The organism is Paracoccus lichenicola (genome assembly GCF_009708075.1).
Taxonomy (GTDB): Bacteria; Pseudomonadota; Alphaproteobacteria; order Rhodobacterales; family Rhodobacteraceae; genus Paracoccus; species Paracoccus lichenicola.
The window spans coordinates 172205-190757 of the sequence record NZ_WMBT01000003.1; the positions used below are offsets into that span (position 1 = coordinate 172205).

Consider the following 18553-nt stretch of genomic DNA (forward strand, 5'->3'; position numbering starts at 1 on the left):
ATTGATCCGCTTGTTGGAAAAAGGCCCGGTATCGCGGAAGATGCCGGTGCGGGGCCTGCGCTAGCGCAAACCATGCGCAAGGGGAATGCCAGACATGCCGAAAATTGCGCGGACATGGCAGGTTTGCAGCCAGAGATTACCTGCGGGGCGGCGCCTGCCCCGTCATGGGGCTGATCAGCCGCGGCCTTCCGCCTCGGACAGCTTCCGAAGGATGTCGTGGACCTGATAGGGCTTGGTGGCGACGGGCACGTCCGAGAATCCGGCGGGCAGGTCGAAGTCGCTGCCATAGCCGGTGGCGAAGACGAAGGGGATGCCCCGGCCCCGCAGCCGTTCCGCGACGGGCAGCGAGGTTTCATCGGCCAGGTTGACATCCAGCACGGCCAGGTCGGGCGGATCGTGGTCGATCATTTCCAGCGCCGCCTCGACCGAGGCCGCGCGGCCGCTCACCTCCAGCCCGTGGTCCTGCAACTCGGCTTCCAGGGACAGGGCGATCAGGGTCTGGTCCTCGACCAGCAGCACGCGGCGGCCGGGCCGCGGCGCAGCGGTGGCCGGCGCGGCGCGGTCCGCGTGCGGGGCGGCCGGGACCCCCGCATGGCGGACGAAGCGGGCGGGCAGCATGAAGCGGGCGGCCACGCCGGTCGGGCGGAACGCGATCCGGCTTTCGCCGCCCAGGTCGAAGGGCAGCGATTGTTCCACCAGGGCCGAACCGAAGCCCGACCGGGCCGGCGGGACCAGCCCTTCCAGCCCGTCCTCGGTCCAGTCGATGTGGCAGTTGCCCGCGTCATCGACATGCCAGGCAACGGACAGATGCCCGCTGGCCCGCGACAGCGCGCCGTATTTGGCGGCATTGGTCGCCATCTCGTGCAGGATCAGCGCCATGACGGAAAAGGCGCGTCCGTCCAGCGCCACCGCGGGACCGTCCAGGCGGATGGCCCGCCCCTCGCCGGCATAGGGGCCAAGTTCGGCTGCCAGAAGATCGCCCAGAAGCCCGGTCTCGTCGTCGTCGCGGACGATCTGGTCATGGGCATAGGCCAGCGCCTGGATGCGGCCGCGCAACGATCCGGCAAAGCCCTGCAGCGTCTCGCCCTCGGGGGGCTTGCGGTTGACCAGCGACTGGATGATGGCCAGGATGTTCTTGACCCGGTGATTCAGTTCGCGGTTCAGGACGCGCTGGCGCACCTCGGCGCGAGAGCGTTCGTCGGCCAGGACCTCGCTGTTGAACAGCAGCACCTCGGTCACGGCGATGCGCAGGGCCTCGGCAAAGCGGCAATCGGCCTCGGACCAGGGGTGGCACTTGTCGCGAACGGTTTCCTTCCAGATCGCGAAGCTCTTGCGCGGGGTCAGGCGGTCGCCCAAGGGACCGGTCTCGTAGGTCTTGTTCGGATCGCCGCCCCAGTCCAGCGTCTGCACGGCTTCCTTGCGGAAATAGAACATGAAGTCGCGTGGCCGCCGGGACAGGGGAACGACCATCACCCCCGCGACCAGCCCGCGAAGGTCCGCCGCATCGGGCAGCAGGCTTGCCAGGTGGTCGGTGCGGAACACCTGCCCTTCCGGCAGTTCAAGCGCCAGCGCCAGAAGGGGCGCGGCCTGCGCCTCGGTCGGCGCGTGGCCCACGGTGGTCCAGACGCCATCGAACCACATGCCGACGCCGTCGGCCGGGATCAGGTCTGCCAGGCGCGGCAGGCGGTCGCGCAGGGCGGGACCGGCATCCTCGGCCCGGACCGCATTGGCCAGCAGGTCGTCCAGCGCCCGGCGCGCGGTCAGTTCGGCGTCGCGCGCGTGCCGGCGGTGCAGCGCGTCGAGATGCATCGAGAAGACATCGCCCACCATCTCGGCCGCGGCGCGGTCGGCCATGGTCAGCACCTTGGGCGCATAATGGTGGCAGGCGATCAGCCCCCACAGCGCCCCGTCGATGATGATCGACACCGACATCGACGCGGCGACCCCCATGTTGCGCAGGTATTCGCAATGGATGGGCGAGACGCTGCGCAGATGGGCATAGGACAGATCCAGCGGCCCGGCCTGCGGGTCAAGGGCCACGATCGGGACGGGCGTGAACGAGGCGTCGCCGATGACCCGGATCGGGTTCTGCAGATACAGCGCGCGCGCCTGCCGGGGGATGTCGCTGGCAGGAAAGAACTGGCCGCGGAAGCTTTCGTGGCCTTCCGGCTTGGCCTCGGCCACGACCTTGCCCGCGCCGTCACCGCCCAGTTGATAGACCATCACCCGGTCATAGCCCAGCTGCGCCTGGATCAGCGGCGCGGCCTGCTGGACCAGCCGGTCGGCGTCAGAGATCCGGCGCATCCGCTCGACCACCGTGCGCGACAGGCTGATCTGTCGGCCAAGGCGGGTGGCGGCAGGCTCGAACTCGATGACGGTGCGGTCGTCATGGCGGTGGATGGTCACGTCAAGCGCGCGTCCGTTCACGTCCAGGCCAAAGACCACCGCCGGGCGGGGCCGGTTTCCCGACACGGCCAGCGCGTTCAGCAGGGTGTGCGCGGCCTCGCTGCCGATCACCTCGGACAGGGAGCGGTCCAGGGGCAGGCCGGGCAGGCCCAGCATGGCGGGGGCGTTTTCCGAACAGAACAGGATCCGCCGGGCGCCGTTGTCGCACGCCAGCAGGCATCCATGCGGCTGGATGCTGCCGGGAATATGGATCGGCTCGCGGTCGCAATTCGTCAGGTCGATCGGCTGTCCGGCCAGCGCGGGATCCGAGGCGTTGTTGTTCATGCGACGGCCTTCACGCCGTGGGCGCGCAGCGCCAGGCCAAAGACCGCGCGCGCGGCGGCGGCGGCCTCGGGCGCGGCAAAGCCGCCCCCTTCCAGCCAGGCCAGGAACGCGCGCCAGCGCGGGGGGAATGCCGTCTGCGCCGCAAGGTGGCGCGCGCCATGACCGGGACCAAAGCCCAGGGCCGCCGCGCGGCGCGCCAAGAGACGCCCGCCAAGCGCCGAGCCTTCCAGCACGTAGCAGGCACCGGCCCTGGCCGCAGGGGTGGGCAGCGGCAGCGCAGCGGAAGCGCCGGGCACCGGCAGGCCCAGGTCGGCCAGATCCCGTGCGATCAGGGGCGCAAGGGGCTGCACCTGCCATCCCGCGACCTGCGCCAGTTGCGGTTCCAGCGCGGCGCGGAAGGCGTGGCTGCCCGACAGGAAGGCGCCATAGGCGGCGGCATCGCCAAGGGCGCCGATCCCCTGGTCCAGCGTCTGGTGCAGGTCACGCGTTTCCGTCACCAGAACGCGACGGAGTGTGCCGTCTTGCATGGAACCCTTGCCACATTGCAGATGCCGCACCAGACATAACGGGCATTGCCGAAAGGCCGCAATAGGGGTTTTCCGACAGCCGCTTAAGGAATGTTAACCGCCCGGGGGGTCAATATCCCTTCCGGCGGTCCACCAGATGCAGGACCGGCTGGCCCGTCATGGCGCGGCGCAGGTTCTCGATGGCGACGGGGGCTGCGGTCTCGACCCGCGTCTCGGCGGCGACATGGGGCGTGACGGTGACGCGGGGATGGGACCAGAAGGGATGGTCCGGGGGCAGCGGCTCGGTGCGGAACACGTCCAGCACGGCATGGGCCAGATGGCCGCGATCCAGCGCGGCCAGCAGGGCGTCGTCGTCCAGCACCGTGCCCCGGCCCGGGTTGATCAGCCAGGCCCCTCGGGGCAGCAGCGCCAGCCGGTCCGCGTCCAAGAGGCCCCGCGTCTGCGGGGTGTCGGGCAACAGGGCGATCAGGATCTCGGCCCCGGCCAGCGCCCGGTCCAGCCCGCCCGGGCCAAAGACCTCGACCCCCGGGACCGCCCGCCCCGAGGCGCTGAAGCCCGTGACGCGAAAACCGATGCCGCCCAGTATGGCAGCCACGCCCCGGCCCAGTTCGCCCATCCCCAGGATCGTGACCTGGCGGGCATCAGCCAAGGGCGGCGTCAGGTCGTTGCGCCAGGTGCCGTCCTGCGCATAGGCGTCCATCCGAAGGTGCGCGCGCAAGGCCCAGCCGGTGCAGTATTCCGCCATCCCGCGCGCCAGCCCCGGATCGACCATCCGCGCCAGGGGCTGCGTCAGGGTGGGGTTAGTCACGATGCGCTCGACCCCGGCCCAGAGGCTTTGGACAAGACGCGCGTTGACATAGGGCGACAGGTCGCTGATCGGGCCGTTCGGGGCATGGATGATCGCGTCGATGCTGGCCGGGTCGGCGTCACGCACCAGCTCCATCTCGGGCGCAAGCCCTGTCAGGATGGGCGCCCAGATGGGCCAATAGGCATCAGGGGCGGCGAACAGCACCCGCATCATCGCGGCCTGTGGACATGGGCGGCCTGCACCAGCCCGAAGCCCAGCATCAGGATCATCAGCGAGGTGCCGCCATAGCTGACCAGCGGCAGGGGCGAGCCTTTCGCGGGCAGCATCCCCATCACGGTGGCCATGTTGATCGAGAAATACAGAAAGAACGTGCCGCTGATGCCCACGGTGATCAGGGATGCGAAACGGTCGCGGTTCGACAGCGCCGAATACAGGCAAAAGCCGATGATCAGGGTGTAAAGCCCCAACAGCGACATCGCGCCCACGAAGCCGAACTCCTCGGCCAGCACGGTGAAGATGAAGTCGGTGTGCTTCTCGGGCAGGAAGTTCAGCCGCGACTGCGTGCCCTGCATGAAGCCCCGGCCCGACCAGCCGCCCGATCCAAGCGCGATCTGGCTCTGGATGATGTTGTAGCCCGCGCCCAGGGGATCGGCGGTCGGGTCCAGGAAGGTGTCGATGCGGCGGAACTGATAGTCCTTCAGAAGCTGCCAGTCGGTGCCGCGACTTTCCAGCACGGTCGCGACCAGCCCCACGGCGGCGGCAATGACGACGCCGAAATACCACAGCGACACGCCCGCCACGAACATCACGATGCCGCCGCCTGCCACCAGCATGATCGAGGTGCCCAGATCCGGCTGGATCAGCACCAGCCCGGTCGGCGCCAGGATCAGCACCACCGGGATCAGCACCCACAAGGGGCGCGACACCCGGTGCGGCGGCAGCCAGTCGTAATAGGCGGCCAGCAGCAGAACCTGGGAAATCTTCATCAGTTCGGATGGTTGCAGGCGGATTGGGCCGATGTCGATCCAGCGTTGCGCGCCCATGCCGATGGTGCCCACCAGCTCCACGCCCACCAGCAGCAGCACGCAGGTGACATAGGCGGGAATGGAAATGCCGCGCCAGAACCACATCGGCACGAAGGCCAGCGCGATCATGATCACCATGCCGGCGGCAAAGCGGTACATCTGCGGCTCGGCCCAGGTATCCACCTTGCCGCCCGCCACGGAAACCAGCATCAGGAACCCGATCGAGGCCACAGCGGCGATCAGAAAGACCAGCGGCCAGTTCAGATACAGGATCTTGCGGATGCCGGTCGGGGTCTGGGCGACGGTGTAGTCGAGATAGGACATGGCGATCAGGCCCGCGTCAGACGGGGCGCATCGGGCGCGAACAGGTGCATGGCGTTGTGGCGTTCCTCCATCGCGTCGCGCTGGTCCCCGGGCACGGCGTCCAGGGGCGGCAGGCCGCCGTTCAGGGCAAACAGCAGGATGTCGCGCGCGATGGGCGAGGCGACCGTGGATCCGCCCCCGCCATGTTCCACGATGACCGACACCGCATAGCGCGGCGCATCAAGGGGCGCGAAGCAGACGAACAGCGCGTGGTCGCGCCGGTTCCAGGGCAACTGGTCGTTCGAGACCACGCCGCGCGCCCGTTCGGCGGCGGTGATGTTGCGGACCTGACTGGTGCCGGTCTTGCCCGCCATGCGCCAATCCTCGCGGATGATGCGGGATCGCCGCGCGGTGCCGGTGTCGGAGTTCATCACCGCGTCCATGCCCGCCCGCGCCACGCGCAAAAAGGCCGGGTTCACGTCCAGCGCCGGAAAGTCGGGAACCGGCTGGGCCACCCCGTCGATGGCGCGCACCAGGCGCGGCCTGACCTCCAACCCCGAGGCGATGCGGGCGGTCATCACCGCCAGTTGCAAGGGCGAGGCCAGCACATAGCCCTGCCCGATCGAGGCGTTGAGGCTGTCGCCCACCTGCCAGGCCTGGCCATAGCGCGCCTGCTTCCAGGCCCGGTCGGGCGCGATCCCCTCGGCCACGGCGGACATGGGCAGGTCGTGGCGCTGGCCCAGGCCCAGCTTGCGCGCCATGGCGGCGATGCGGTCGATGCCGACCTTTTGCGCCAGTTCGTAATAATAAACGTCGCAGCTGTGCGACAGGCTGGTCACGGCATCGACGGTCCCATGGCCGCCCTTGCGCCAGCAATGGAAGCGGCGGCCCCCGGCGGTGGTATAGCCGGGGCAATAGAAGCGCGATCCGGCATTGATGACGCCCGATTCCAGCCCGGCCAGCAGCGTCACCATCTTGAAGGTCGATCCCGGCGGATAGACGCCCTGCACGGTCTTGTCGGCCAAGGGGCGATGGTCGTGGTTCATCAGCGCCTTGTAGTCGGGCGAGGAAATCCCGCGCACGAACTTGTTGGGATCGAACGAGGGCGAGGAACAGATCGTGACGATGTCGCCCGTCTGCACGTCGATGACGACGGCGGCGGCGCTTTCCTGGCCCATGCGCTGCGCGGCATAGTTCTGCAACTGCGCGTCGATGGTCATCTGCACGGTCGCGCCCTGTTCGCCTTCCTGGCGCGACAGTTGCCGCATCTCGCGGCCCGCGCTGTTCACCTCGACCCGGCGCTGGCCGGCCTTGCCGCGCAGATGCTCCTCCATCCGGGCCTCGAAGCCGACCTTGCCCAGCTGGAACTCGGGCAGCATCAGGACGGGGTCGGGATTTTCGATCTTGGACAGGTCGTAATCCGACACCGGCCCGACATAGCCCAGGACATGCGCCAGATCGCCGCCCCGGGGATAGACGCGCGACAGGCCCGATTCCGGCGTGACCCCGGCCAGGGCGGGCGCGTTCACGGCGATGGAGCTGAACTGTTCCCAGGTCAGGCGGTCCGCCAGCACGATGGGCGTGATCGCGCTGCGCTTGGAAAACTCGTCCAGAAGCTCGGCCATGCGGGCGTCGCTGATGGGGATCAGCCGGGCCAGGCGGTGCAGCACGGGTTCCACGTCGCCGCCCGCTTCCTCGCGCGTCAGCGTCACGCGGTAATTCTGTTCGTTTCCTGCGATCACGATGCCGTTGCGGTCGTGGATCAGCCCGCGCGCGGGCACCAGCAGGCGGATCTTGATGGAATTGCCGTCGGCCAGCATCCGGTATTGCTCGGCCTGCTCGACCTGCATGGACCGCAGCTTGAGCGCCAGGGTCGTGACCACGCCCAGCTGGATGCCCGCCAGCATCAGCCCGCGGCGGGTGATGCCGCGGCCGCTTGCGTCGTTCTGCCGGGGCGCGTTGGTCATCGCGTGAACCTCATGTGCTCGGCCTCGACGGGGGTGATGCGGCGCAGGCCCAGCAGCGCGCGGGCGGCCAGCACCACGGGCGGATAGGCGGCGGCGGTGGCGATGTAATGCAGGATCACCTGACCCAGGGCCGGAACCGGCATCATGAACAACACCTGAATGATACGATAAGCCAGCATCATCATGCCGATCAGGATGGCTGTGCGCAGCCATTCAACCATGAATGGCCCGTCCCGCCAACGCCCCTCACGCAAGCGTGCGGCCTCGGTCCCCAGCACCACGATGGCGGGCCAGAGACCCAGGGGATGGAACAGGATGATGTCCTGGACGGCGAAGACCAGCGCGATCACGGGGGCCGCCAGCTGGTCGGGGCGGCGCAGCACCCAGGCCAGCGCCAGGCACAGCCCCAGGTCGGGACCGGGCAGGCGCGCGGTCCCCGCCGACAAGGGCAGCAGGCGCCCGAACAGCAGAACCGCCATCGCCGTGCAGAACAGCGCCGTGCCGATCAGCAACTGCCGGTTCATCTAGTCGGTCCCCGTGGCCAGCGGATCCGATGCCGCCGCCTCGACCGGAGAGGCGGGCATCTGCGGGCCGATGAAGCCCTGTTCCTGGGGGGTGATGACCGCGCCCGAATCGGCCACGGTTTCGGCGGGACGAGACCGCAGCACGCGCAGGAATTCCAGCCGCCCGTAATCGGCGGCCATGCGCAGCCGCATCCGCCCGTCGCTGCCCTGCACCACCTGCCCCGCCAGCAGCCCCGGCGGGAACACCCCCCCATCGCCCGAGGTGACGACCCGGTCGCCGGGGCGCACATTGTCCGGCGTCTCGATGAAGTCCAGGAACGGCAATGGCGTGTTGTCACCCGTCAGCAGCGCCTTTTCCCCCGATGGCTGGACGGATACCGGAATGCGCGACGACGGATCGGTCAGCAGCACCACGCGGCTGGTCCGCTTGCCCAGGCCGGAAATCCGGCCCACGAGGCCCAAGCCGTCCATCGTGGCCCAGCCTTCGACGATGCCGTCATCCGCGCCCACGTTCAGCAGCACCGACTGGCGGAAGGCCGAACCGCTGTCCACCAGCACCATGCCGGTGACGCTGGTCAGCGCCGGGTCGATGCGGACATTGTTCAGCGCCATCAGCTTGGAATTTTCCTGCTCAAGCTGGACGGCGGCTTCCTTCCAGGCCTGCATCTTCTGCAATTCCCGCCGCAATTCCTGGTTCTGCTGATAGATGCGCGCATAGGACTGGAACCCGCCGATCATCTGGCTGACCTGCGTGACGGGCGCCATGGCCCATTCGAAACGGGGCACCACCCGGTCGATGATGGCGATGCGCATTGCCTCGGCCCGCGGGCTGTCGATGCGCCAGAACAGGAACAGTGCGATCAGCACAAGCGCCATCAGCGCGATCAGCACGCGCCGGACGGGTGTCGTGAAATCTGGTCCCTTGCGTGCCATTCACGCAGCCCTTGCCGGCCTGCGCCTTTCAGCTGTCGTAGTCGATGACGTGGCGCAGCTGCTTTTCGTATTCCAGCGCCTTGCCGGTGCCAAGCGCCACGCAGTTCATCGGCTGGTCGGCCAGAGTGATGGACAGGCCCGTCTGTTCGCGCAGCGCCAGATCCAGGTCGCCCAGCATCGCGCCGCCGCCCGTCAGGATCACGCCGCGGTCCACGATGTCGGCGGCCAGATCCGGCGGCGTGGCTTCCAGCGCGACCATCACGGCCTCGCAGATGGCCTGCATGGGTTCGGCCAGCGCCTCGGCCACCATGGCCTGGCTGATCTCGATCTCCTTGGGAATGCCGTTCAGCAGGTCGCGGCCGCGCACCATGATCGTGGCGCCGCGCCCGTCGTCGGGCATCCGCGCCGTGCCGATGGAGGTCTTGACGCGTTCGGCGGTGCTTTCGCCGATCAGCATGTTCTGGTTGCGGCGCAGGTAATTGATGATCGCCTCGTCCATCCGATCCCCGCCGATGCGGACGGACCGGGCATAGACCACGTCCCCCAGGGACAGGACCGCCACCTCGGTCGTGCCGCCGCCGATGTCCACGACCATGCTGCCGGTGGGTTCGGTGATGGGCATCCCCGCGCCGATGGCCGCGGCAATGGGTTCCGCGATCAGCCCCGCCTTGCGGGCGCCCGCGGACAGGACCGACTGGCGGATGGCGCGCTTTTCGACGGGGGTCGCGCCATGGGGCACGCAGACGATGACCTTGGGCTTGGAGAACGAGGTGCGCTTGAACACCTTCTTGATGAAGTGCTTGATCATCTGTTCGGCGCTGTCGAAATCGGCGATGACGCCTTCGCGCATGGGCCGGATCGCCTCGATGGACCCCGGCGTGCGGCCCAGCATCAGCTTGGCGTCCTCGCCCACGGCCAGGACCTGCCGCTTGCCGTCCTTGACGTGATAGGCCACGACCGAAGGCTCGTTCAGGATGATGCCCTTGCCCTTGACATAGATCAGCGTGTTCGCCGTGCCCAAGTCGATTGCGATGTCGGTCGAAAACAACCCGCCGAATGCCATGCCCGTATCCTTTCGCACCGGTTCGTTCCGGCTTAGCCCGTTTCTGTCGCCCATGAGAGTCGCCGCCCGCCGGAATCGCCGTCTGACCGCAGCCCCTCATATAAAAGGGTTGACCCCGCCACGAAAGCCCCGATCCTTCGCGGCGGCCGGGGCCAGCATTTCCCTGCCGCCCGTGCAGCCGACAAGGACGAAGCCGTTGAAAGAAAGCCAGATCATCGGCATCTGCCGGTTCGCCTTCCTGGGCCGGGGGGATTGGGTGGGGATGCGCCGCCCCGACGCCCATGACGCCGCGCGGCTGGACGAACAGGCGGAATGGCTGTTCCACCCCGACCGGATGATGCGGCGGCTGTTCACGCTGGAACGCATCTGCCTGGCCTCGATCGCGGCGCAGACCGACCGGGATTTCCGGTTTCTGGTGCTGACCTCGACCCGGTTGCCCGCCAGCCATCTGCAACGGCTCGAGGCCTTGTGCGAGAGGATACCGCAGGTCGAATTGCTGGTGACGGCGGAAACGGACGCGGGCCAGGCGCTGCGCCCCACCCTGCTGCAAGCGGCCAGGGAATCGGACCGTCCCGCCCTGCAATTCCGCCTGGACGACGACGACGCGGTGGCCCCCGATTTCGTGGCCAACCTGCGCCGGATCGAACGGGGCGTGCAGGGGCTGCCGCGCTATGCGCTCAGCTTTCCGCGCGGTCTCAGCGTCATCTGCTATGGGACCGAGCCCCCAAGCTTCTGGAAGACCCGGCGTCCCTTTACCGGGGCCGCCTTGGCCGTGCGCCTGACCGAGCCGGGACGGTCGATCTTTGCCTTCAACCATTTCGACCTGCCGCGCCGGATGATCTCGATCACCGAACCCGACGCGATGGGTCATTTCGTGACGCGATGGGACATGGCCGATTCCGCCCGGCGCGGCGTTCCGGGCATTCCCTGGGGCTATGATCCGCTGCCGCCCGAGGAGTTCCGCAAGGCGGTGGCGGCCGATTTCCCGTTCCTGTCGGGGATGGACTGGGGGCAGTTGGGCCGAGCGATCGGCAGACCGGAGTAGGGTGGGGTTCCACCCCAACCTTTACCGGCCTGCCGCCAAGGAAGTGGTGGGGTGAAACCCCACCCTACGGGGCCGAGTCAGTGCGAATACATGCTGATTTCCTTGCCGTCGCGGCCCGCGCGGGTGCGGCGCACGATCAGGTGGTTCAGCGCGCCGACATAGGCCTTGACGGATGCCAGGATCGTGTCGGTGTCGGAGGCCTGGCCGTTCACGATGCGGCCGTCCTCCTCCATCCGCACGGACACGGTGGCCTGCGCGTCGGTGCCTTCGGTCACGGCATGGACCTGATACAGCTTCAGCGTGGCGTTGTGCGGGAAGATCTGCTTCACGGCATTGAAGCAGGCATCAACCGGGCCGTCGCCCGTGGCGTGGACGCTCTGTTCCTGACCATCGACGATCATCGTCAGGTCCGCCGACTGCCCGTCGCTGCCGCAGACGACGCGCAGGTGCTTGACCTGCAGGAAATCGTCGCCGGTATTGGCCGAGGCGTCCTGGACCAAGGCCACGATGTCTTCGTCATAGACTTCCTTCTTGCGGTCAGCCAAAGCCTTGAACCGCACGAAGATGTCCTTCAGCTGGTTGTCGCCGACCTCGTATCCCAGGTCGGCCAGCTTGGCGCGCAGCGCGGCGCGGCCCGAATGCTTGCCCATGGCGATGTTGGTTTCGTTCAGGCCGATGTCGGCGGGGCGCATGATCTCGAACGTCTCGACGTTCTTCAGCACGCCGTCCTGGTGGATGCCGGATTCGTGCAGAAAGGCGTTCTTGCCGACGATGGCCTTGTTGAACTGGACCGGAAAGCCTGAAACCTGCGCCACGCGGCGCGAGATGCCCATGATCCTGGTGGTGTCGATGCCGGTATCATAGGGCATGATGTCGTGGCGCACCTTCAGCGCCATCACCACCTCCTCCAGCGCGGTATTGCCGGCGCGTTCGCCCAGGCCGTTGATCGTGCATTCGATCTGGCGCGCGCCGGCTTCCACGGCGGCCAGCGCGTTGGCGGTGGCCATCCCCAGGTCGTTGTGGCAATGGGTGGCGAAGATCACGTTGTCCGCGCCCGGCACGCGCTCCAGCAACATGCGGATCAGGTCGGCCGATTCGCGCGGCGCGGTATAGCCCACGGTGTCGGGGATGTTGATCGTGGTGGCGCCCGCCTTGATGGCGATTTCCACCACGCGGCACAGGTAATCGTGTTCGGTCCGCGTCGCGTCCATGGGCGACCATTGCACGTTGTCGCACAGGTTGCGGGCGTGGGTCACGGTCTGTTCGATCCGTTCCGCCATCTGGTCCATGTCCAGGTTCGGGATCGCCCGGTGCAAGGGCGAGGTGCCGATGAAGGTGTGGATGCGCGGGCGCTTCGCGTGCCTGACCGCCTCCCAGCAGCGGTCGATGTCGGGGATTTGCGCGCGGGCCAACCCGCAGATCACCGCGTTCTGCGCCTGCTTGGCGATGGCGCTGACGGCGGCGAAATCGCCTTCGGATGCGATGGGGAAGCCCGCCTCGATGATGTCCACGCCCATCTCGTCCAGCATGGACGCGATTTCCAGCTTTTCGGCGTGGGACATGGTGGCGCCGGGCGATTGTTCGCCGTCGCGGAGCGTGGTGTCGAAAATGACGACGCGGTTCTTGTCGGACATGGGGGATGCTTTCTTACGGGGTCTGTTTGCGGGGATACCCGGGCACGTCCTGGCTGAGCGGCGGCCCGGAAGACCCGCTCAGCGCAGCGTAAGAAGCAGGGGACCGCGGAGGGTCACGGCCAGCCGCGCGCCACGGGGCGCGGTCGGGGCAACGGGAATGTCCAGCATCCGGGTCATGGCGCGGACTATGCCGCCGTGACGCGGCGTTGAAAAGGGGGAATCATCATGGCTGCCGTCCGTAGGGTGCGTGCTTGCACGCACCGGGGTTGCGGACAGCCTGACACGTGGTGCGTGCAAGCACGCACCCTACGGAACCCACCGCACCTTCGTCAGGTCATTGGCCTGGGTGGGCGCGTTTTCCCACAAGCCTTCGATCCGGGCATCCGCCACGCCGGTCTTGGCAAGCTGGAACAGGAAGGCGTTGACGTAGTCGCCCGCGATCATCTCCTGCGCCTGCCGGTAAAGATCGCTGCGCTGCTGCGGCGTCACCGCCGCCTGCAAGCGGTCCATCAGCGCCACGAACTCGGGCCGGGCGTAATGGAAATAGTAGTCGGGGCGGGCATAGATGTCGATGTCCAGGGGTTCGGTATGGCTGATCACGGTCAGGTCGAAATCGCCGCCCTTGAAGACCGTTTCCAGCCATTGCGCCCATTCCATGTTGGTGATCCGGGTCCCGATGCCGACGGCGGCCAGTTGCGCCTGGATGATCTCGCCCCCGCGCCGGGCATAGGGCGTGGGCGGCAGCGCGAGGCGCAGGGTGACGGGACCGACCCCGGCCTCGGCCAGCAGGGCCTTGGCCTTTTCGGGATCATGGGCCGACAGGCCGGTCAGATCGACGTAATCGGGGTGATGGGGGGCGAAATGGCTGCCGATGGGGGTGCCGTATCCGAACATCGCGCCGTCGATGATGTCGGACCGGTTGATCGCGTGGGCGATGGCCTGGCGCACCTTGGGATTGTCCAGCGGCGCGCGAGCATTGTTCATGGCCAGGATGGTCTCGCCCTCGGTCGTGCCGACGATCACCTTGAAGCGCGGATCGGCCTGCAACTGCGGCAAGGTCTCGGGCGCAGGGAAGTTCGGAAAGGCGTCCACGTCCCCCGCCATCATCGCCGCGAAGGCCGCCGAAGGGTCGGGGATGAAGCGGAAGGTCGCGGTTTGCAGCGCGGGCTTGTCGCCCCAATAGCCGTCAAAGGCCCGCAGCACGATCCGGTCGCCCTGCACCCAGCGGTCGAACCGGAACGGACCGGTGCCGACGGGGTTGGTGGTAAGGCCGTCCGCACTGGCCGGGTCCAGCATCACCGCATCGCCCCAGGCCATCTTGAAGGGGAAATTGCCGTCGGGGGCCTTCAAGGTCACGCGGACGGTCAGGGGGTCCAGGGCCTCGACGGATTCGATCCCCTGGAACAGCACCTTCTGGGCATTGGTGGAATCGGGCGCCCGGGCGCGGTCCAGGGTGAAGGCCACGTCGCCGGCATCGAAGGCCGCGCCGTCGTGGAAGGTCACGCCGTCCTGCAGGTGAAAGACATAGGCGCGGCCCTCGTCCTCGACATCCCAGCGTTCGGCCAGGGCAGGCTCGATGGCACCGTTCGGGCCGAAGCGGGTCAGGCCCTCGAAGACATTGGCATAGACGACCTCGTCGGTCGCCGCCGCCGCGCCGCCGGTGGGGTCCAGGTTCGGGGGTTCCAGCACCAGCCCCAACGTGATGGCGTCCTGCGCCGCGGCGGGCAGCGCCAGCAGCAGCAGCGCGGCCAGGGGTTTCAGGGCATGGATCATGGGCGTCCCCCTTGGCGTTCGGGCATCAGTTGCTGCGCGGCCCCTGCCAGCATCAGCCACAGGGATGTCACGACCAGGCCCCAGTTGGCCCAGCTGTCGGGATGGAAATCGACCCAGGCCGCGCGGGCGGCGAAGACGCACCACAGGATCGCGATGGGCAGGGAAATCGCCCGCCAGCGTTCGGTACGCACGGGGTGGATGAACTTGATCGGCAAAAACATCGCCACCGTCAGCGCGACGATGATCGTCAGGATCACCGTCCAGTGCGGGTCGGTCGCGAACAGGACCAGCACCACCATGTTCCAGCAGCCCGGAAAGCCGGAAAACGAATTGTCCCTGGTCTTCATCCGCGTGTCCGCGAAATAGATCACGCTGCCATAGACGATCACGATGATCGCGAACCAGCCGGTCCAGCCGGACAGCAGCCCCGACTTGAACAGCGCATAGGCCGGGATGAACACATAGGTCAGATAGTCGATGATCAGGTCCATCAGCACGCCGTCATAGTTCGGCGAATGGATCTTGACATCATAGCGCCGCGCCAGGGGACCGTCGATGCCATCGACGACCAGGGCCACGACCAGCCACAGGAACATCAGCGACCACTTGCCCTCGACCGCGGCGAGCATCGCCAGCATCGACAGCACCGCGCCAGTGGCGGTCAGCAGGTGGACGGACAGGGCTTTGTGTTGTGTCTTCATGGGCCGGTTCTGGCAGCTTGGCGGCGATCACGCAACCGTGCTTGGCGGGTCAACGCAGGATCGGCGGGCCTTTGGGGCGTGGCTGGGGCGCGGGTTCCTCGACCGTCAGGTCGAAGCGCAGCACGCCCGCGGGCAGGGCCGCGTCGGTGAAGCTGACATCGACGCCGCCGGGCTGCGGGGGCAGGAAGGCCAGCGCCTCGGCCAGGGCCTTGGCGATGGCGGGCTGATGGGCGGGATCGGCGCCCGCGACCAGGACCACGTGAGCGTCCCCTGTCCCGGCCAGCGCCGCCCCGGCGATGAGGCCGCGCATGTCGCCCAGGCGTTCGGCCAGGGGCTGCGCCAAGGCCGTGACCACGGCGGGGGCGGGCGGGGTCAGGCGCAGGCGGGCATCCGTCGCCTGGGGCGCGGCGGACAGCGCCCCGGTCAGCCAGTCCAGCATCGCGGCATCCAGCAGCATTTCCGACGCCTTGCCCGGATTGACCAGCAGCCCCGCGCCTTCGGATTTCAGCAGGCCCGCCAGCACCCGCCCCGGCATCGCCGCATAGGCGGTGGGTCCGCCGAAGAAGCCCGCCAGCCGGTCCTCGGTATCGCAGGCCAATGCCACGGGACCGGTTTCCAGCGGGAAGATGCGCAGTTCCACCCGGTCGCCCGCAGGTTCCGCGACCAGGGCCACGGCCAGTTCGGTATCTGCCAGCCGCGACAGCATCCGCGCGCGTTGGGGCGCGTCGGCGTCGTGGAAGGGACGGGGGGCAAGGTCGTCAAGCGCGGTCATGGCGGGGCCTTTCGCGGAAAAGAGCGTGGTCCTGCCCTAATGGCGCCGCGTTCCCCGGACAAGTCCAAGCTGACGCAAGCGTGATTCCTTCGGGGTGCCCTGCGCGCCCATATTCCCCCCATGAACCGACGCGCCCTTTTGCTGACCGCCAGCCTGTCCCCGCTGCTTGCCGCGCCCGCCTTGGCGCAGGCGGGCCTGACCCCGATCCTGGACGAGGCCGCGCGCCTCGAAAACCTGCGCGCCGTTGCCGTCTGGCACGATGGCGCGGAAATCGCCGCCAAAGGCTATGGCCGCTTCACCCCCGACAGCCCCACCAACATCAAGTCGGCCTCGAAGTCGATCATCTCGGCCCTGGCAGGCATCGCCATCGACCGGGGCGTGCTGGACGGTCCTGACCAACCCATTGCCCCGATCCTGCGGGACGATCTGCCCGCCGATCCCGACCCCCGGCTGGCGCGGGTGACGCTGGGCAACCTCTTGTCCATGCAGGCGGGGCTGGAGCGGCAGTCGGGCGCGAACTACGGGGCATGGGTCAGCAGCCGCAACTGGGTGCGCGCCGCCCTGGCCGCGCCCTTCACCCAGGATCCGGGCGGGCGGATGCAGTATTCGACGGCCTCGACGCATCTGGTGTCGGCGATCCTGACGCGGGTGACGGGCCGGTCCACGCTGGATCTGGCGCGCGACTGGCTGGGCGCGGTGCCCGGTTTCCGCATCACGGGATGGGAGCGCGATCCCCAGGGCATCCATCTGGGCGGCAACCAGATGGCGATGAGCACGCGGTCCCTGCTGGCCTTCGGCGCGGTCTACGCGGACGGCGGCCGCGCGGGCGGGCGGCAGGTCGTGCCCGCCGACTGGATCGAGCAAAGCTGGCAGCCGCGCACCGCCTCGATCTTCAGCGGGCAGGGCTACGGCTATGGCTGGTTCATCGGCGAGGCCAGCGGGCGTCCGGTGCGATACGGCTGGGGTTACGGCGGGCAGATGATCTATGTCTTTCCGGCGGCCGGGCGGCATCCCGCAGCGGCCATCGCCATGACCTCGGACCCCGACCAGCCCTCGGCGCGGACGGGGTATCGCAACGACCTGCACGGGCTGGCCGACCGCATCGTGCAAACCCTGTAGGGTGCGTGCTTGCACGCACCTGTGATGCGCCGCTTTTGGTGCGTGCAAGCACGCACCCCACGTCAGTCGATAAAATCGCCCGCCTGGATGTTGCCCAGGTTGCCCAGCAACTGCCCGATCAGCGAGATCTCGGTCACGCTGCCCTCGGTCACGCGGCGCGACAGGGTGACGACGCGGCCCCGCTCCAGCCCGAAGCGTTCGACATTGCTGACCACGCCGTCGGGGGCAAAGGACACGGCCACGACCTCGCGGCTGACCTCGCTCGGCTCCAGCGCGCCATAGTGGCGCCAGCGGGATCCCACGTAATACCAGCCCGAGCCGGTCAGCAGGCCCTGCGCCGAGGGGCGGCCGATCAGCCCCTGAAGCTCGTCCACGGTGGTCTGGCCGACGACGACCTGCGACAAGTCCTCGGGCGCGGGGATGAAGCCGTGGTTGCGATACACCGGCGTGCAGGCGGCAAGGCCAAGAACGGCCACGAAAGCCAAAACCATGAGATGCCGGATGGCTGTCATTCCGTCTTTCCTTTGCAAGGGCCTGTTGACGCGGCCCGCCCGGCTTAGCAAACTCGGGCACCGCGCTCAAGAATGACAATCCCGTCGCGGGTTTGCCGCCCCTCATACCATCGGCAACGTCCCGCCGCCACGACCCTCGAGGCCCCCATGACCAGCCCATCCCCGCAGCCGGAACGCCTGCGCGTCGCCCATCTGAACCCGCGCGCGCCCAATCCCTTTTCCCTGGCGCCCGATGCCGACCGCTGCGCCGCCATCGCGGCCGAGCTGGGCATCGACGGCCTGTCGAAGCTGTCCTTCGAGGGCGAGATCCGGGCCGAGGGGGGCGAGGCCTGGGCGCTGAAGGGCCGGTTGCGCGCCCGCGTCGTCCAGCCTTGCGTGGTGACGCTGAAGCCGGTCAGGACCACCCTGGACGAGGCGGTCGAGCGTCATTATTCGCCCCACCTGACCGCGCCCGAGGGCGACGAGATCGAGATGCCGGACGACACGCTGGAACCCCTGGGCCAGTTCATCGACCTGGCCGCCGTGATGATCGAGGAACTGGCGCTCGCCCTGCCCGAATACCCCCGTGCCGAAGGGGTGGCCTTCGACGCGCCGCCTGCCGATCCCGCCCCCGACACCCGCCGCCCCTTCGCGGATCTGGACAAGCTGCTGCGCAAGCCGGACGCGGACTAGGCGATTCCCCCGGGCGTTGCGCCCCTGCCACAGGGCGCGGGGTTTTCGACGGGGCGGCGTGCCTGGCGCTGGCGGAAACGGCGCGCGCAGGTGCAATTAGCCCTGTCCGACCCGCCGCAAGGGGTTGCGGGCGGGGCCGTCATGGCGTATCTGCGCGGTTCATTTACGAATTCCATCCCAAAGGGTGCGCAAGAACGCCTGCGCGTCGCACCCCCTACAAACCCGAGGTTGTGACATGGCTGTCCCTCAGAATCGCGTTACCCGGTCCCGCCGGAACATGCGCCGCGCCCACGATGCCCTGGTCGCCGGCAATCCGAACGAATGCTCGAACTGCGGAGAGCTGAAGCGTCCGCACCACGTCTGCCCGTCCTGCGGCCATTATGCCGACCGCGAAGTCGTGGCGCAGGCGAACACGACCGACCTGGACGACGACGCGGCCTGATCG

At 68.2% G+C, this 18553-nt stretch carries 17 protein-coding genes; 4 read left to right on the forward strand and 13 right to left on the reverse strand.

The window, feature by feature from the left end:
* Positions 1–174 precede the first annotated feature (174 nt).
* The 8 genes from GIY56_RS07025 to GIY56_RS07060 form a co-directional block, all read right to left on the reverse strand.
* On the reverse strand, positions 175–2730 hold the full coding sequence (locus GIY56_RS07025; RefSeq protein WP_154764109.1) for an HWE histidine kinase domain-containing protein: 2556 nt from the start codon (positions 2728–2730) through the stop codon (positions 175–177).
* Complete coding sequence (locus tag GIY56_RS07030) at positions 2727–3227, reverse strand: biliverdin-producing heme oxygenase (RefSeq protein WP_154764110.1); 501 nt, start codon at positions 3225–3227, stop codon at positions 2727–2729. The genes GIY56_RS07025 and GIY56_RS07030 overlap by 4 nt, the downstream gene beginning before the upstream one ends.
* A gap of 139 nt (positions 3228–3366) precedes the next feature.
* Entirely contained in the window at positions 3367–4275 is a 909-nt protein-coding gene (locus tag GIY56_RS07035) for a 2-hydroxyacid dehydrogenase (protein WP_154764111.1), read from the reverse strand.
* Positions 4275–5414, reverse strand: coding sequence for a rod shape-determining protein RodA (gene rodA / locus GIY56_RS07040; RefSeq protein WP_154764112.1), 1140 nt, complete (start codon positions 5412–5414; stop codon positions 4275–4277). The genes GIY56_RS07035 and rodA overlap by 1 nt, the downstream gene beginning before the upstream one ends.
* Positions 5415–5419: 5 nt before the next feature.
* Positions 5420–7360 (reverse strand): penicillin-binding protein 2, encoded by a 1941-nt coding sequence (mrdA, locus tag GIY56_RS07045; protein ID WP_154764113.1) that lies wholly within the window; start codon positions 7358–7360, stop codon positions 5420–5422.
* Positions 7357–7884 carry a rod shape-determining protein MreD gene (locus tag GIY56_RS07050; protein WP_154764114.1) on the reverse strand — a complete coding sequence of 176 codons (528 nt, stop codon included), beginning with the start codon at positions 7882–7884 and terminating at the stop codon, positions 7357–7359. Before GIY56_RS07050 ends, mrdA begins: the two co-directional genes overlap by 4 nt.
* On the reverse strand, positions 7885–8817 hold the full coding sequence (gene mreC / locus GIY56_RS07055) for a rod shape-determining protein MreC (RefSeq protein ID WP_154764115.1): 933 nt from the start codon (positions 8815–8817) through the stop codon (positions 7885–7887).
* 28 nt (positions 8818–8845) lie between these two features.
* Positions 8846–9880: a rod shape-determining protein gene (locus tag GIY56_RS07060; RefSeq protein ID WP_154764116.1), complete on the reverse strand. Its 1035-nt coding sequence runs from the start codon at positions 9878–9880 to the stop codon at positions 8846–8848.
* A gap of 196 nt (positions 9881–10076) precedes the next feature.
* Here GIY56_RS07060 and GIY56_RS07065 point away from each other — a divergent pair, with 196 nt between their 5' ends.
* On the forward strand, positions 10077–10925 hold the full coding sequence (locus GIY56_RS07065; protein ID WP_196053567.1) for a glycosyltransferase: 849 nt from the start codon (positions 10077–10079) through the stop codon (positions 10923–10925).
* Positions 10926–11002: 77 nt separating this feature from the next.
* Here GIY56_RS07065 and GIY56_RS07070 read toward each other — a convergent pair whose 3' ends face one another.
* The 4 genes from GIY56_RS07070 to GIY56_RS07085 form a co-directional block, all read right to left on the reverse strand.
* Positions 11003–12559, reverse strand: a complete 1557-nt coding sequence (locus tag GIY56_RS07070) for a 2-isopropylmalate synthase (RefSeq protein ID WP_154764118.1) — start codon at positions 12557–12559, stop codon at positions 11003–11005.
* A 306-nt stretch (positions 12560–12865) separates the two neighbouring features.
* Positions 12866–14332: an ABC transporter substrate-binding protein gene (locus tag GIY56_RS07075; RefSeq protein ID WP_154764119.1), complete on the reverse strand. Its 1467-nt coding sequence runs from the start codon at positions 14330–14332 to the stop codon at positions 12866–12868.
* Complete coding sequence (locus GIY56_RS07080) at positions 14329–15033, reverse strand: CDP-alcohol phosphatidyltransferase family protein (RefSeq protein WP_154764120.1); 705 nt, start codon at positions 15031–15033, stop codon at positions 14329–14331. The genes GIY56_RS07075 and GIY56_RS07080 overlap by 4 nt, the downstream gene beginning before the upstream one ends.
* A 49-nt stretch (positions 15034–15082) precedes the next feature.
* Positions 15083–15805, reverse strand: coding sequence for an SseB family protein (locus GIY56_RS07085; protein ID WP_154764121.1), 723 nt, complete (start codon positions 15803–15805; stop codon positions 15083–15085).
* Between the two features lie 120 nt (positions 15806–15925).
* Between GIY56_RS07085 and GIY56_RS07090 the strand changes: the two genes are divergently transcribed.
* Positions 15926–16924: a serine hydrolase domain-containing protein gene (locus tag GIY56_RS07090; protein WP_154764122.1), complete on the forward strand. Its 999-nt coding sequence runs from the start codon at positions 15926–15928 to the stop codon at positions 16922–16924.
* A 62-nt stretch (positions 16925–16986) separates the two neighbouring features.
* Here GIY56_RS07090 and GIY56_RS07095 read toward each other — a convergent pair whose 3' ends face one another.
* Positions 16987–17436, reverse strand: a complete 450-nt coding sequence (locus GIY56_RS07095) for an outer membrane protein assembly factor BamE (protein WP_154764123.1) — start codon at positions 17434–17436, stop codon at positions 16987–16989.
* A gap of 147 nt (positions 17437–17583) precedes the next feature.
* On the opposite strand from GIY56_RS07095, the gene GIY56_RS07100 reads away from it, so the two are divergent.
* Positions 17584–18108, forward strand: a complete 525-nt coding sequence (locus GIY56_RS07100) for a YceD family protein (RefSeq protein ID WP_154764124.1) — start codon at positions 17584–17586, stop codon at positions 18106–18108.
* A 235-nt stretch (positions 18109–18343) separates the two neighbouring features.
* A complete protein-coding gene (rpmF, locus tag GIY56_RS07105) occupies positions 18344–18550 on the forward strand; it encodes a 50S ribosomal protein L32 (protein ID WP_154764125.1) in 207 nt (68 codons plus the stop codon).
* The last annotated feature ends 3 nt before the right edge of the window (positions 18551–18553 follow it).